Origin of the sequence: Tepidiphilus margaritifer DSM 15129 (genome assembly GCF_000425565.1) — a bacterium.
Classification (GTDB): domain Bacteria; phylum Pseudomonadota; class Gammaproteobacteria; order Burkholderiales; family Rhodocyclaceae; genus Tepidiphilus; species Tepidiphilus margaritifer.
Window position 1 is genome coordinate 312,501 of the sequence record NZ_AUDR01000014.1, and the last position, 14,455, is coordinate 326,955.

Below are 14,455 nucleotides of genomic sequence, written 5' to 3' on the forward strand. Positions count from 1 at the left end.
GCGAGCAAACCGGCATCGACGAGGCCAAGGCCATCGCCACCCTGCAGGAAAAGTACGAAATCGTGCGCGACATGTTCTTCGGGCTGGACTACCGCCCAGCCTTGAATGCCTCGCCTCGAGCGCGCCTGGCGATGTTGGCCGAAGCCATCGAATGGATCCTCGCCAAGCAGCAGCAATGGGTGGCGCAAGAAGCCACCGCCGAAGGCAAGAAGGCCGCGCACCGGCGCTTTGCCGACGCGGTGCTCGCCCTCTCGAAAGCCTTTGCGCTGGCGTCCAGCTCGGACGAAGCACGTGCCATCCGCGAAGAAGTGGGGTTCTTTCAGGCCGTGCGGGCTGCGCTCGTCAAATCGGACAGCGCGTCCAGTTCCTCCGCCCAAGAGCGGGCGCTTGCCATCCAGCAGATCGTCAGCCGCGCGGTGGTATCCACCGAGATCGTGGATATCTTGCGTGCCGCAGGGCTCAAGAGCCCGGACATCTCCATCCTCTCCGACGAGTTCCTGGCCGAAGTGCAGCAGCTGGAGAAGAAGAACCTGGCACTGGAGGCGCTGCGCAAACTCATCGACGACGGGATTCGTGCCCGTTCCAAGGCCAACGTCGTGCAGACCCGCGCCTTCTCCGAACGGCTGGAGGCGGCGGTCGCCCGCTACCACGCCAACGCCATCACCACCGCCGGGGTACTACAGGAGCTGATCGAACTCGCCCGCGACATCCGCGCTGCCCGGCAGAGAGGCGAAGAATCGGGACTGTCGGACGAGGAAGTGGCCTTCTACGACGCGCTCGCCGAAAACGAATCCGCAGTGCAGGTGATGGGCGACGAGAAGCTGCGCGTGATCGCCCACGAGCTGCTAGTGAGCCTGCGTAACAACGTTTCGGTGGACTGGGCGCACCGTGAATCCGCGCGCGCCCGAGTGCGGGTGCTGGTCAAGCGCATCCTGAGACGATACGGCTATCCGCCCGATTTGCAAGATTCCGCCGTACGGACGGTACTCGCGCAGGCCGAAGCGCTGTCGTCGGTATGGAGCGTCGTATGAGGTGAATCGGGGGGTAGGGTGCTTGGTGGACCGGAGGAGGATCGAACTCCCGACCTTCGCATTGCGAACGCGACGCTCTCCCAGCTGAGCTACCGGCCCACGGCTTCACAAAACGGTAACCATCTAGATGGTGGGCGGTAGTGGGATCGAACCACTGACCCCTGCCGTGTGAAGGCAGTGCTCTACCGCTGAGCTAACCGCCCGTCGTGTGAAGAGAACGAAATGATACGGACTCTCCCCCTGTGCGTCAACCCTTGTGTAGCAAACCGCCGTAATCACCTTACCCCCGCCTGCCACATCTTCTCCAACCGCTTGACGCTCACCGGCACCGGCGTCTTCAACTCCTGGGCGAAGAGCCCGACGCGCAGCTCTTCGAGCAACCAGCGAAACTCCTCGAGAAAGGCCGAGGGCCGCCCTTTGGCCTCCCGCCAGGCCCGTTCCCAGGGGCTGGCCACTTGGCGCCAGGATTGGAGCCATTGCCGGTCGCGGGCTGGATCCTTCTGCAGCTTGTCGAGGCGCACGCCGATCGCCTTGAGATAGCGCCCGTAGTGCTGCAGCCGCTCCCAGGGAATCGTCGCGAGGAAACGCGGCGGGAAGAGCGCCGCGAGCTGGGCTTCAACGTCGGCGACGACTTCGGGATGCGCCCGGCGCAGCGCCTCCAGACGTTTCTCGATCGCGCGGCGCTCTCCGAGCCACTGCGCGAGCAGGCGCATGAGCTCCTGCGCCACCAGCACCAGGCGTTCCTTGCCCGCGGTCACGCGCGCGGCAAAAGCCTGCGCGTCGCGCGGCAGCTCCCCCTCGAGGCAGACCCGCGCAAGGCTTACCTCGATCACCGCTTCGCGCAGCTCCGCCTCGTTGCCATACGGCATCCAGGCGATGGCGAGCGCCCGCCAGTCGGGATGGCGCTCGATGGCCCGCACTGCCTCCTTGAGCGCGAAACGCAGCAGGCGCAGCACGCCGCGCCGGTGTATGGCCTCGGCCTCTTCCTCCGTGTCGCAGGCGCACAGCCGCACGCCATCGCCCACGTCCTCCAGTGCGGGAAAACCGATGGCGGTGACGCCGTCGATCTCCACCTCGACGAGTTCCGGCAGGGTGCCAAACTCCCAGGAGGTTGCCTTGGTTGGCATCGGGACGCGGCTTCCCTCCATCCCCGCGGCGGATGAAGGATCCGCGCGCTTGCCGTGCGCTCGCGCCACGCCCGTATCGCCCTCGTTCGGGGACGAAGGCGCTCCCGTGTCCCCCGCTTTGGCCGTCAGCAAACCGCCCAGTTCGGCAAAACGCGAGCGCACCGTCTCGCCCAGCTGCGCACGCAACTCGGTGAGCGAGCGCCCCTGCGCGAGGATGCGCCCGTCCGGCCCCTCGACGCGGAAGTTCATGAAACAATACGGCGGCAAGGATTCGGGACGGAACGCCGCCTCGGGCGTGGGCAGTTGCGTGCGTGCTTCGACGAACGCGCGCAGCGCTTCGAGCAGCGGCCGATCGGCGGCGATTTCGCCCGCCTCGACGGCGGCACAGAACGCCTTGGCCTGCTCCGGCAGCGGCTGCAGGCGATGGCGGTGTTTCTGCGGCAGCGTCTTCAGCAGCCGCAGTACCTTGTCCTCCAAAAGCCCCGGCACCAACCACTCGCAGCGCGCCGCCGGCACCTGGTTGAGCAAGGCAAGCGGCACCACCAGCGTCACCCCGTCGTCCTTGGCCGCCGGATCGTGCTTGTATTCGAGCGCGAGCGGCTGGCCGTAGAGGAGAAAGGATGAGGGGAATCGCTCGGTGGTTACCCCGGCCGCCTCGTGCCGCATGAGCTGCTCGCGCGTGAGATAGAGCAGCTTGGGCGCACCGCGCTCGGCCTGTTTGCGCCAGGCTTCGAAACTCGCCAAATCGACCACGTCCTGCGGGATCAGGTGGTCGTAGAAAGCCTCGATCAGGGCAGTGTCGACCAGCACGTCGGGCCGGCGCGTCTTTTGTTCCAGGCGCTCGATCTCCTCGACGAGGCGTAGGTTGTGCTGCAGAAACTTCATGCGCGACAAGGCGGCCGGTTCCACTTCGCCCGCCACCAGCGCCTCGCGGATGAAGAGCGTGCGGCACAGGGCGGGATCGACGTCGCGGTAGGGCACGGCGCGCTGCGCGTAGATCGGCAGGCCGAAGAGGGTGCCCCGCTCCCAGGCGCGCACTTCGCCCGCCCTCTTCGCCCAGTGCGGCGCCTCCAGCTGGCGCCGGATGAGGTGCGGCGCCACCTCTTCGATCCAAGCCGGCTCGATGCGGGCGACGCAGCGCGCATAGAGGCGCGTCGTCTCCACCAGTTCGGCGGCGAGCACCCACTTCGGTCCTCGCTTGGCGAGCGGCGAAGAAGGATGAATCCAGAAACGGATGCCGCCGGCGCCGAGATAACTCCCCGCCTGGGGCCCGCTCGCGTCCTCCTGTTTCAGACCGACGTGACGCACGAGGCCGGCGATGAGCGCCTTATGCACCGCCTCGTAACCGGCCGGCTGCTCGTTCTCGCGCCAGCCGTGCTCGGTGACGAGCGCATGCAACTGGGTCCAGACGTCGCGCCACTCGCGCATGCGCAGCCAGGAGAGGAAATGCGCCCGGCACCACTGCCGCTGCTTGTTCGTCGACTCGTGCCGCTCGAGCTCGCGCCAGGTCTTCCACAGGTTGAGGTACCAATGGAATTCCGACTGCGCCTCGCGCTCGCGCCCGCGAAAGAGAGCGTGCTTCTGGTCGGCCTGGGCGAGCTGCTCGGCGGGACGCTCCCGCGGATCCTGCACCGACAGCGCCGAGGCGAGCACCAGCATCTCGGCCAGGCACCCGTACTGCCGCCCGGCCACGAGGAGCCGCCCGATCTTGGGGTCGAGCGGCAGCGCCGCCAGCGCCCGCCCTACTTCGGTGAGCGTGCGGGTGTTGGCATCGAGCGCGGAGAGTTCCACCAGTTCGCGCACGCCATCTTCGATCGCACGCGGCGCCGGCGGATCGAGAAAGGGGAATCCCTCGATCTCGCCGAGATCGAGCGCCTGCATGCGCAGAATCACGCCGGCAAGCGACGAGCGCAGAATCTCGGGATCGGTGTGCGCCGGACGGGAGGCGAAGTCTTCTTCCGTGTAGAGCCGGAAACAGACTCCGTCCATCACCCGACCGCAGCGTCCGGCGCGCTGGTTCGCTGCCGCCTGCGAGATGCGCTCCACCCGCAATTGTTCGACTTTCTGCCGCGGCGAATAGCGCTTGACCCGCGCCAATCCCGCGTCGATCACGTAGCGGATGCCCGGCACGGTGAGCGAAGTCTCGGCCACGTTGGTGGCGAGCACCACCCGAGGCAGGGCCCCGCGGCGGAAAACGCGCGCCTGCTCCTGCGCCGACTGGCGGGCGAAGAGCGGCAGGATCTCGAACTCGCCGCGCACCGCCGCCCGGCGTTCCAGCGCCTCCTTGGCTTCCCGAATCTCACGCTCCCCGGGCAAGAAGACGAGAATATCCCCGGGCCCCTCTCGCCAGGCTTCCTCGACGCAAGCAACGATCCCGTCGAAGAGGTCACGCTCTTCGGCGGCGGCGCGTGCCGCGCGCTTTCCATCCCCCTCCTCCCCTTCGAGTACGGCAAGATCCTCCCCGTCGATCGCCTCCACCGGGCGGTAACGGATCTCGATCGGATAGAGCCGCCCGCTCACTTCGAGGATGGGAACGTCGCCCGCCACCGGCGCGAAATGCGCCGCAAAGCGCTCGGCGTCCATCGTCGCCGAAGTGATCACCACTTTGAGATCCTCGCGGCGTGCGAGCAGGCGGTGCAGATAACCGAGCAGAAAATCGATGTTGAGGCTGCGTTCGTGCGCCTCGTCGATGATGATGGTATCGTAGCGCGACAACCACGGGTCGCTCGCCGTCTCGGCCAGCAAAATGCCGTCCGTCATCAGGGTGATGTACGATTCGGGCGAGGTGCGGTCGTGGAAACGCACCTTGTAGCCCACGTCCCGCCCCAAAGGGGAACCCAGCTCTTGGGCGATGCGCTCGGCCGTGGCGCGCGCGGCGATCCGGCGCGGCTGAGTATGCGCGATCTGCCCGGCGATGCCGCGCCCGGCGGCAAGGCAGATCTTGGGCAGCTGCGTCGTCTTGCCCGAACCCGTCTCGCCGCAGACGATCACCACGCGATGGGCACGGATCGCTGCCTCCAGCTCGGCGGCGCGCTCGCTCACCGGCAGATCGGGCACGCAAGGCGCTGCGGGACGACGGGCGCGGCGCGCCTCCCAGGCGGCTTGGGATCGCTCCAGGCGCTGGGCGATCTGGTTCACGAGCCGCTCGCGCGCTTCGCCCTTGGCGCGACGCAGACGTTTGAGGAGCGCAAGGATCGGTCCGCGATCCTGTGACAGACAGCGACTCAGGTCGAGGCGAGCTGCCTCACGGAAAGATTCAGCAGATTCGACGAGCACGGGCAGTGTGTTGGACAAGCTCGGAAAAATCGATGATTGTGCCGCAAAAATGCGGCCAAAGGCAAAATTACCCCAACGAAGACCGCAGAAAACTCAGGCAGGTTCCCGCCTTCGCGATGCATCCAACACGCCAAGGAGGCCCGGCCGCGCTAGAATCGCGCTTTTGGCATTCCCGGACGTCGGTATCGTGAGCGATTTCACTCCTCCTTCCCATTTCATCAAAAACGCCATCGACGAAGACCTCGCCAGCGGTCGCTACCGCGAGGTCGTCACGCGTTTCCCGCCCGAGCCCAACGGCTACCTGCACTTCGGTCATGCCAAGTCCATCGTGCTCAATTTCGGCCTGGCCCGGCTCTACGGCGGGCGCTGCCACATGCGCTTCGACGACACCAACCCCACCACGGAGAGCATGGAATACGTCAAAGCGATCCTGGAGGCGGTGCGCTGGCTGGGTTACGACTGGGGCGAGCACCTGCACTTCGCCTCCGATTACTTCGAGACCATGTACCGTTGCGCCGAGGTCCTCATCGAGCGGGGCCTGGCCTACGTCGATTCATTGCCGCCCGAAGAGATCCGGGCGCTGCGCGGCACGCTCACCGACCCCGGGCGCGACAGCCCCTACCGCAGCCGCAGCGTGGAGGAGAACCTCGCGCTCTTTCGCCGCATGCGCGCCGGGGAATTTCCCGACGGAGCGCACGTGCTGCGCGCCAAGATCGACATGGCGAGCCCCAACCTCAACCTGCGCGACCCCATCCTCTACCGCATCCGGCACGTCTCGCACTACCGCACGGGCGATGCCTGGTGCCTCTACCCCACCTATACCTACGCGCATCCCATCGAGGACGCCATCGAGGGCATCACGCATTCGCTGTGCACTCTCGAATTCGAGGATCAGCGCCCCTTCTATGAGTGGCTGCTGGAAGCGCTCGCCGAAGCCGGCGTTTTCTCGCGCCCCTTGCCGCGCCAGATCGAGTTCGCCCGCCTCAACCTCGAATACGTGGTGCTCTCCAAGCGCAAACTCATCCAGCTCGTCGAAGAGGGACACGTGACCGGCTGGGACGACCCGCGACTGCCGACGCTGACCGGCGGACGGCGGCGCGGCTACACGCCCGAGGGCTTTCGCCTCTTCTGCGAGCGCATCGGCGTGAGCAAGGCCGACGGCTGGATCGGCTACGAAGTCCTCGAACAGGCCATGCGCGACCACCTCAACGAAGCGGCCGAGCGGCGCATCGCCGTGCTCGACCCCCTGGAGCTGGTGATCGACGATTTCCCCGAAGGGCACGTCGAATGGTGCGAGGCGCCCAATCACCCGCTCGATCCGGAACGAGGCAAGCGGCGCATCCCCTTCACCCGCCGGCTGTGGATCGAGCGCGGCGACTTCATGGAAACGCCGGTCAAGGGATTCCACCGCCTCACGCCCGGGGCCACGGTGCGGCTGCGCTACGGTTACGTCATCGAATGCACCGGCTGCGACCAGGACGAATCCGGGCGGGTGGTGCGCGTACACGCCCGCCATTTCCCCGACTCCAAGAGCGGCACGCCCGGCGCCGATCGCTACAAGACCAAGGGCAACTGCCACTGGCTGTCGTGCGATCACGCGATCGAAGCCGAGATCCGGCACTACGACCGGCTCTTCCGCCACCCCCGCCCCGGCACCGAACCCGGCCCGGACGGCGCGCCGCGCTCCTTCCTCGAAGACCTCAACCCCGAATCGCTGCGTTGCTACCGCGCTTTCGTCGAACCCCAGGCAGCGCAGGTCCCCCCGGAGACGCGTTTCCAGTTCGAGCGCCACGGCTACTTCGTCGCCGACCGCTACGACCACCGCCCCGAAGCGCCGGTGTTCAACCTCACCGTCGGGCTGAAAGACACCTGGGGAAAAATTCAGCGCTGAACTTCCTGCCTCGATGAGAGGTCTCATTCAACATCATTACATCGCGTTTTGACGGCAAAGCACCGCGCCTGCCGTCAAAACGCGTACAATAGCGCCGTTTGTCCGAAGTCAAGAGGGTCGTTCGTTCGATGATGTCTGCTGCCGATCGCTGTGTCGATGAATTCCGTTTCCGTTTCGGCCGCCGCGGCCCCGAGCTGGTTCCCATCATGCTCGGCGGGATGGGCGTCGACATCTCCAACGCCGACCTCGCCCTCGAGATCGCCCGCCTCGGCGGCATCGGGCACATCTCGGACGCGATGGTGCCCACCGTCACCGACCGCCGCTACGACACCACGTACACCAAAGAAAAACTCAAACGCTACAAGTACAACGTCAAGAGCCTCGACAAGTCGGGCGTGAAATTCGACCTCGGGCTCTTGGCCGAAGCGCAGAAGATGCACGTACTGCGCACCATGGAACGCAAACGCGGCCCCGGGCTCGTCTTCATCAACTGCATGGAGAAGCTCACGATGGCCGCGCCCAAGGAAACGCTCAAGGTGCGACTGGAGTCGGCGCTGGATGCCGGCATCGACGGCATCACCCTCTCGGCCGGGCTGCACCTGAGCTCCTTCGCGCTCATCGAAGAGCATCCGCGTTTCCGCGATGCCAAGCTCGGTATCATCGTCTCCTCGGTACGCGCCTTGCAGCTCTTCCTCAAAAAGAGCGCCCGCACCCGGCGGCTACCCGATTTCGTGGTGGTGGAAGGGCCGCTCGCCGGCGGACACCTCGGATTCGGCCTCGACTGGGCGCGCTACGACCTGCGCACCATCGTGGCCGAAGTACTCGACTACCTGCGTCGCGAAGAACTCGACGTTCCCGTCATCCCCGCCGGCGGCATCTTCACCGGTACCGACGCCGTCGAATTCCTGGAAATGGGGGCAGCCGCCGTCCAGGTCGCCACGCGTTTCACCGTCACCAAGGAATGCGGCCTGCCCGACCGCGTCAAGCAGGAATACTTCAAGGCCAACGAAGAAGACATCGAGGTCAACACCATCTCGCCCACCGGCTACCCGATGCGCATGCTCAAATCCAGCCCCTGCATCGGCGCCGGCATCCGTCCCAACTGCGAAGCCTTCGGCTACCTGCTCGACGCGAACGGCCACTGCGCCTACATCGACGCCTACAACCGCGAAGTCGAAAAGAACCCGCACGCCAAGACGATCCACGTGTGGGACAAGACCTGCCTGTGCACCCACATGCGCAACTTCGACTGCTGGACCTGCGGGCACTACACCTACCGGCTGAAAGACACGACGCATCGGCTCCCCGACGGCAGCTACCAGCTGCTCACCGCCGAGCACGTGTTCAACGATTACCGCTACAGCAAGAACCACGAAATCGCCCTGCCGCCGCGGGAAGTGGAACCCGCCCCCGCCGCAGCCGGCTAGGGAGACGCTGAAGAAATGAGCGAGCGGGATGAAGCGCAAGGCGCACGGAGCGCAGCGACCGAGACATATCGAGTAGATAGGCGAGGAAGCGAGCACCGCGCAACGCAGCGATTCGCCCGCGCAGCCAATTATTCAGCGTTTCCCTAAGGGCGCGCTGGAGCAACGCCGTATGGCCATCGAAACCGACGCCCTTGCCGCCACTCCCGCCGACGCGCGGCTCATCAGCCCCGCGGCGCGCCCCGAAGATGCCATCGAGCGGGCCCTACGTCCCAAGCGGCTGGCCGACTACATCGGTCAGCCCAAGGTGCGCGAGCAGCTCGATCTCTTCATCCAGGCCGCGCGCCGCCGCGGCGAAGCCCTCGATCACGTGCTCCTCTTCGGCCCCCCCGGTTTGGGCAAGACGACGCTCGCCCACATCATCGCCGGCGAAATGGGCGTGGGACTGAAGCAGACGTCCGGGCCGGTGCTCGAACGCCCCGGCGATCTCGCCGCCCTGCTCACCAACCTCGAGCCCAACGACGTGCTCTTCATCGACGAGATCCACCGGCTCTCGCCGGTGATCGAGGAGATCCTCTATCCGGCGATGGAGGATTATCAAATCGACATCATGATCGGCGAAGGACCGGCCGCGCGTTCGATCAAGCTCGATCTGGCCCCTTTCACCCTGGTAGGGGCCACCACCCGCGCCGGCATGCTCACCAATCCCCTGCGCGACCGCTTCGGCATCGTCGCCCGGCTGGAATTCTACGCCCCCGAGGATCTCGCCCACATCGTGCGCCGCTCGGCGCAGCTGCTGGAGGTGCGCATCGACGAGGCCGGCGCCTTCGAAATCGCCCGTCGGGCGCGCGGCACGCCGCGCATCGCCAACCGCTTGCTGCGCCGCGTGCGTGACTTCGCCGAAGTGCGCGCCGCCGGCGCCATCACCGCCGAGATCGCCGACCAGGCGCTCGCCCTGCTCGACGTCGACCCCCTGGGGCTCGACATCATGGATCGCAAGCTGCTCTCGGCCGTCATCGAAAAATTCGCTGGCGGCCCCGTAGGGCTGGACAATCTCGCCGCCGCCATCGGCGAATCGGCCGACACCATCGAAGACGTGCTCGAACCCTACCTCATCCAACAGGGTTACCTACAGCGCACCCCCCGCGGACGCATCGCCACGCCCGCCGTCTATGCCCATTTCGGCCTCAAGGCGCCACCGCGCCCAGACGAGGCGCTGGGTACCCTCTTCGACGAATCGGACTAAAAGGGGAACCGGCGCATGCGCGCCTTCCTCGCTTTCGCCATCGTCTTCTGTGCGCTCACCGGTGCTTGGCTGCTATGGGCTGCCCCCGCCTTTTACCTTCCGGAGCAAGGCGACTCTGCTTGCGGTTGGTGGATTGACCCCACCGGCGCCCGCCTCATCGGCCTCGCGCTCCTGGCCATCGCCGCGGCCGGCTGGCGCCTCGTGCGCACTGCGGGACGGGGAATCCTCCCGGACGCGCGCTGGCAGCGCCGGCACGCGCTCCTCACGCTCGGGGCGCTCGCCCTCCTCGTCTGGGTGAGCGCCCGGGCGCCTTACGTCAGCGACCCGGACCAGGGCGCACCTGTTGCCTGCTCCAGGGAAAAACAAGAACGATGAAAAACGACCAAGCTCAACGCACCCGCTTCAAGCGCTCCTCGAGCTTCGCCGCCGGCAGGTAGCCACCCAGCCGGTCGCCCGAGGCAAGAAAGATGGTCGGCGTTCCCGAGACCCGCAGCTTTTCACCGAGCGCCATGTTCTGTTCGATCGCCTTCGTGTCGCAGGAAGCCGCATCCGGAATCGGTTTGCCTTCGGTCATCCACGCCACCCACGTCTGGGCCCGATCCGGCGCACACCAGATGCGCTTCGCTTTGTCGACCGAATCCGGTCCCAGGATGGGATAGAGGAAGACATAAATCGTCACGTCATCGACCGACTGCAGTTCCTTGGCGAGTTTCTTGCAAAACGTACAGTTCGGATCCTCGAAAGTGGCCATCACCCGCGTGCCTTTGCCTCGCACGATCTTGATCGCCCGATCGAGCGGCAAGGCGGAAAAATCGATCCGAGCGAGCTCATCCATGCGCTTGGCCGTGATGTCTTCCCGCTTGGCCGTATCGATGATCGAGCCGGTGAGGATGTAGGAGACTTTCTCGTCGGTATAGACCACCTCCCCCGTCGTTAGCACCACCTCGTAGAGACCACCATAAGGCACGGCGCGCACCGAACTCACCGCCGGTGCCCCGAGAAATGCCTCCACTTTCGCTTTGACTTCTTTTTCACCCGCGAACGTTGCCGTCGCCAGACCGAACACCGCCATCAACACCACTACCGTCTTACGCCACCATCCCATCACCGACTCTCCTGCACAAAGAAATCACCAAAAGCGGCATAACGCACCAGCGCCTCCTTGACGAACGGCAAGCGGTCGACGAGCCGCATCCCGACGTTGCGCAACTGACGCACTTCCGGCCGGCGCAGACTGAAGAGCCGCGCCAGCGCATCGGTGGCCGTCTGCATCAGCCAAGGCTCCTCGGCCCGCCGCCGAGCATAGCGCGACAGCACTGGCAAGACGCCGGGATCAACCTCGGGCGGCAGGGCGCGGAGCACCTCGCCGAGCACCGCCACGTCGTTGAACCCCAGGTTGATCCCGTGTCCCGAGAGCGGATGAATGCCGTGCGCCGCATCCCCGATGAGTGCCACGCGCGGGCGCACCACCTGCGGGCAGCACAGCAAGGAAAGCGGAAATGCCTGCCGCGGCGTGATCGTCGTCATCGCCCCGAGCACGCCGCTGCTCGCCGCTTCCACGCGGCGCGCGAACGCCGCTTCGTCGAGCGCAAGCAGCTCCTCTGCCTGCGGCTGCGGTGCCGACCACACGATCGATACTCGTTCCCCCGGCAAGGGAAGAAAGGCGAGCACCCCGTCATCGCGGAACCACTGCCGCGCCACGTGTCGATGCGGCCGGCTCACACTGAAATTGGCCACGATCCCCTGCTGATGGTAAGGCGTTACCCGCGCCGGCAGACCGGCCTGCTCCCGCACCCAGGACTGGCGCCCGTCGGCGCCGATGAGCAAGCGCGTGCGCACCCGCGAGCCGTCGCGGCACACCACCGTGAGCGTTTCCGTCTCACTCACCAAAGCCTGCCCGGCCTTGCCCTCACCGGTGAGCAGCGTGAGATTGCGCTGACAACGCACCATCTCCCACAGGGCATCGCGCACCAACGACTGCTCGGCAATCACGGCGAGCCGGCTCAGTCCCGCCTCATAAGCCGAAAAGGACAGCGTTCCGCCGGCATCCCCATGAACCTCGATGCGATCGACCGCGCACCAACGCGCAGGATCGAGGCGCTGCCACACATCGAGCTGCTCGAGGAGCCCGATGGCGGCGGGCGTATAGGCATAGACTCGGGCATCCCACTGCCCCTCGTGCCCCCGCTGCGGCAACGGTTCGATCAGCCCTATCTTCCAAGGCGCATCGCGCAGCGCCGCCGCACAGGCCAATCCAGCCAAGCCCCCGCCATGAATCAGGATATCGACGTTCACCTTCACCACCGGAAAAACTGCACCAGTTTCTTCAGATTCTCCGCCAGACCGGCGAGCGTGCGGCTTGCTCCCGCCAGCTCGTCGGAGCTCGCCGCCGTTTGCTTGGTCGAAGACTGAATTGCCGTGATGTTGCGCTCCAGCTCCTCGGCCGCCTGTCGCAACGCATCGACCGCCTCGGCGATACGACCATTGAGGGTGCGCACCGTGCCCGCCTCGTTGCGGATGTTCGCCAATGCCTCCTGCGCTTCACGACTATACCCCAAAGTCGTGCGCGCCACCTCGCGGCTGGTTTCCATCACCTGCACCGCGCGACTCGTACCATGCTGCAGCTTGGCGATCATTTCCTGGATTTCGCGCGTCGAATCCTGGGTGCGCACGGCCAAGGAACGCACCTCGTCGGCCACCACGGCGAATCCCCGGCCGTATTCCCCGGCGCGCGCTGCCTCGATGGCGGCATTGAGCGCCAAGAGGTTCGTCTGCTTGGCGATCTCGTCGATCACCGCCGTGATCTTCTCGATGTTCGCACTGTCATGCGACACCTCACTCACCGTTGCTGCCACCTCTTCGAGCGTCTCACCGAGATGGTTCATCGCCTCGGCCGTTTTCTGCACCACCTCGTTGCCATTCTCCACCTGTTTGTCGGTCTCCACCGCCGCTTCAGCCGCCTGTTGGGCAAAGGTCGCCACCTGATCGACGTTCCCTCCCATCCGCTCGACCGCCAGGGCCATCTTCTCGGTCTCGGTCGACTGGATCTGCACCTGACGCTGATTGCTCTGGCTGATCTCCTCGAGGCGGCCGGACTCGGAGGCAATGTTCTCCGCCGCCGCATTCACTTGCTTGATCGTTTCGAGAAGCCGCAGCAAGGTCTGCTGCAACACCCCCATGACGCTCTCAGGGTAGCGCGTGTTCAGGCGCTGCCCCAGCTCACCCGCGGCCAAGCGTCGGATCGCCTCGGCCACCTCGTCGGGCTCGGCGCCCAGGGTGGCCAGAATGGAACGAATCGTCATCGAGGCGAGCGTCACCGAAATCACCAGCGCCACCCCGGTCACCAGCAGCATCAGGTTACGGAAACCGCTCGCCACCGAACGCACTTCATCAAGATCGTGGCGGATCACGCTTTCCTGGTGGTCGATGAAGGCATTGATCGCCGCCAGCCACTCGGTATAGGCGGGCGAGACTTCGCTCAGCAGCATCGTACGCGCCGCCTCCACGTCCCCGCTTAGTCTCAGCTCGATCACCCGCTGCGTTCCCGGCACTGCCCGTCGCTCGATTTCCTTGATGCGCGCCAAGAGACGCCGATCTTCTTCAGTGGCATCCGTCGCCATGAGCTGATCGAGTTTTTGTGCTGAATCGGCATAGAATGCCGCCAAACGTTCGATGTCCGCCACGTGCGCCTTGGCCGCCGTCAGATCGTGCTCCAGCACCGCGTCGCGCACGGCGATGGCGCGATCGTGCACACTGCCGCGGAAGTTGATGGCATAGCGTTGTTTCAGCGTCGCTCCCTGGTTAATGGCGGTGAGCGTCTCATCCATGAAAGCCACGCGCTGGATGCCGATCGCCGTGATCAGCACCATCAAGGCGAGCAGACTTCCGAACCCCCAGCCCAAGCGCTTCGCAACGGTCATTTTTTTGGACATGGCGCACCCCTGTCGTCATCTCGGAGTCACTATACACCAGCCTCTGCACTTCCAAAGAAGGAAAAGCGCTGGTGAAAACCGCTGTTTGACTTTTAGGGGCCAGAAACGCCAAGCCCCCGGGATCTTGGGGATCGCGGGGGCTTGGGGTTCTCAGTAGGGTTCGTCTGACGCTGACCGACTTTCCCGGACGTTGGAGTCCAGTATCATGGGCGCGGCGCCGTTTCACGGTCCTGTTCGGGATGGGAAGGCGTGGTGCCGGCGCGCTATGGGCGTCAGACGGTAACGGGGCAACAAGCGGGGCAAGGGTGTTGGGTGGGTGTGTGTGATTTGGGGTGCATGGCACGGCTATAGGATCAAGCCGCACGGGCAATTAGTAGCGCTCAGCTCAAGCGGTTACCCGCCTTACACCTGCGCCCTATCGACGTGGTGGTCTTCCACGGCCCTTCAGGGGGGTCGAGCCCCCGGGGAAGTCTCATCTTGGGGGGGATTTCCCGCTTAGATGCTTTCAGCGGTTATTCCTTCCGCACA

At 65.5% G+C, this 14,455-nt stretch carries 9 protein-coding genes, 2 tRNA genes and 2 rRNA genes (1 of these 13 running past the window's edge); 5 read left to right on the plus strand and 8 right to left on the minus strand.

All coding sequences use genetic code 11. The features are described from left to right. Positions 1–1,031, plus strand: partial view of a type I restriction endonuclease subunit R gene (locus H607_RS0104080; RefSeq protein WP_028874380.1) — the end only. Its footprint begins 2,158 nt before the window's first position; 1,031 of the gene's 3,189 nt are visible here — the last part of the coding sequence; its start codon lies off the left edge, out of view; its stop codon occupies positions 1,029–1,031. A 23-nt stretch (positions 1,032–1,054) separates the two neighbouring features. On the opposite strand, the gene H607_RS0104085 is transcribed toward H607_RS0104080, so the two are convergent. From H607_RS0104085 to hrpA, 3 genes are all read right to left on the minus strand, one after another. Further along, a tRNA-Ala gene (locus H607_RS0104085) sits at positions 1,055–1,130 on the minus strand. Between the two features lie 29 nt (positions 1,131–1,159). After that, a tRNA-Val gene (locus H607_RS0104090) sits at positions 1,160–1,234 on the minus strand. Positions 1,235–1,306: 72 nt separating this feature from the next. After that, positions 1,307–5,452: an ATP-dependent RNA helicase HrpA gene (gene hrpA / locus H607_RS0104095; protein WP_211218469.1), complete on the minus strand. Its 4,146-nt coding sequence runs from the start codon at positions 5,450–5,452 to the stop codon at positions 1,307–1,309. Between the two features lie 169 nt (positions 5,453–5,621). Here hrpA and H607_RS0104100 point away from each other — a divergent pair, with 169 nt between their 5' ends. The 4 genes from H607_RS0104100 (at position 5,622) to H607_RS11650 (ending at position 10,370) form a co-directional block, all read left to right on the plus strand. Further along, entirely contained in the window at positions 5,622–7,325 is a 1,704-nt protein-coding gene (locus tag H607_RS0104100) for a glutamine--tRNA ligase/YqeY domain fusion protein (protein WP_211218470.1), read from the plus strand. A gap of 128 nt (positions 7,326–7,453) precedes the next feature. After that, on the plus strand, positions 7,454–8,752 hold the full coding sequence (locus H607_RS0104105; protein ID WP_028874383.1) for a nitronate monooxygenase: 1,299 nt from the start codon (positions 7,454–7,456) through the stop codon (positions 8,750–8,752). Positions 8,753–8,921: 169 nt separating this feature from the next. Next, a complete protein-coding gene (gene ruvB, locus H607_RS0104110) occupies positions 8,922–9,995 on the plus strand; it encodes a Holliday junction branch migration DNA helicase RuvB (protein WP_037989448.1) in 1,074 nt (357 codons plus the stop codon). 15 nt (positions 9,996–10,010) lie between these two features. Continuing rightward, on the plus strand, positions 10,011–10,370 hold the full coding sequence (locus tag H607_RS11650) for a hypothetical protein (RefSeq protein WP_051240631.1): 360 nt from the start codon (positions 10,011–10,013) through the stop codon (positions 10,368–10,370). 13 nt (positions 10,371–10,383) lie between these two features. Here H607_RS11650 and H607_RS0104120 read toward each other — a convergent pair whose 3' ends face one another. The 5 genes from H607_RS0104120 to H607_RS0104140 form a co-directional block, all read right to left on the minus strand. Next, complete coding sequence (locus H607_RS0104120; protein ID WP_028874385.1) at positions 10,384–11,100, minus strand: DsbC family protein; 717 nt, start codon at positions 11,098–11,100, stop codon at positions 10,384–10,386. Next, positions 11,100–12,290, minus strand: a complete 1,191-nt coding sequence (locus H607_RS0104125; protein WP_028874386.1) for a UbiH/UbiF family hydroxylase — start codon at positions 12,288–12,290, stop codon at positions 11,100–11,102. The genes H607_RS0104120 and H607_RS0104125 overlap by 1 nt, the downstream gene beginning before the upstream one ends. Before the next feature lie 2 nt (positions 12,291–12,292). Next, the gene (locus tag H607_RS0104130; protein ID WP_028874387.1) at positions 12,293–13,927 is read right to left on the minus strand and encodes a methyl-accepting chemotaxis protein; all 1,635 of its coding nucleotides are present in this window, start codon (positions 13,925–13,927) and stop codon (positions 12,293–12,295) included. Between the two features lie 162 nt (positions 13,928–14,089). Continuing rightward, positions 14,090–14,204, minus strand: a 5S ribosomal RNA gene (gene rrf, locus H607_RS0104135). A 72-nt stretch (positions 14,205–14,276) separates the two neighbouring features. Next, a 23S ribosomal RNA gene (locus H607_RS0104140) occupies positions 14,277–14,455 on the minus strand; the annotation flags it as partial.

Coding starts and splice junctions, on each gene's coding strand:
- H607_RS0104105 (WP_028874383.1), top strand. CDS start 7,454: ATGATGTCTGCTGCCGATCGCTGTGTCGATGAATTCCGTTTCCGTTTC.
- ruvB (WP_037989448.1), top strand. CDS start 8,922: ATGGCCATCGAAACCGACGCCCTTGCCGCCACTCCCGCCGACGCGCGG.
- H607_RS11650 (WP_051240631.1), top strand. CDS start 10,011: ATGCGCGCCTTCCTCGCTTTCGCCATCGTCTTCTGTGCGCTCACCGGT.
- H607_RS0104120 (WP_028874385.1), bottom strand. CDS start 11,100: ATGGGATGGTGGCGTAAGACGGTAGTGGTGTTGATGGCGGTGTTCGGT.
- H607_RS0104130 (WP_028874387.1), bottom strand. CDS start 13,927: ATGTCCAAAAAAATGACCGTTGCGAAGCGCTTGGGCTGGGGGTTCGGA.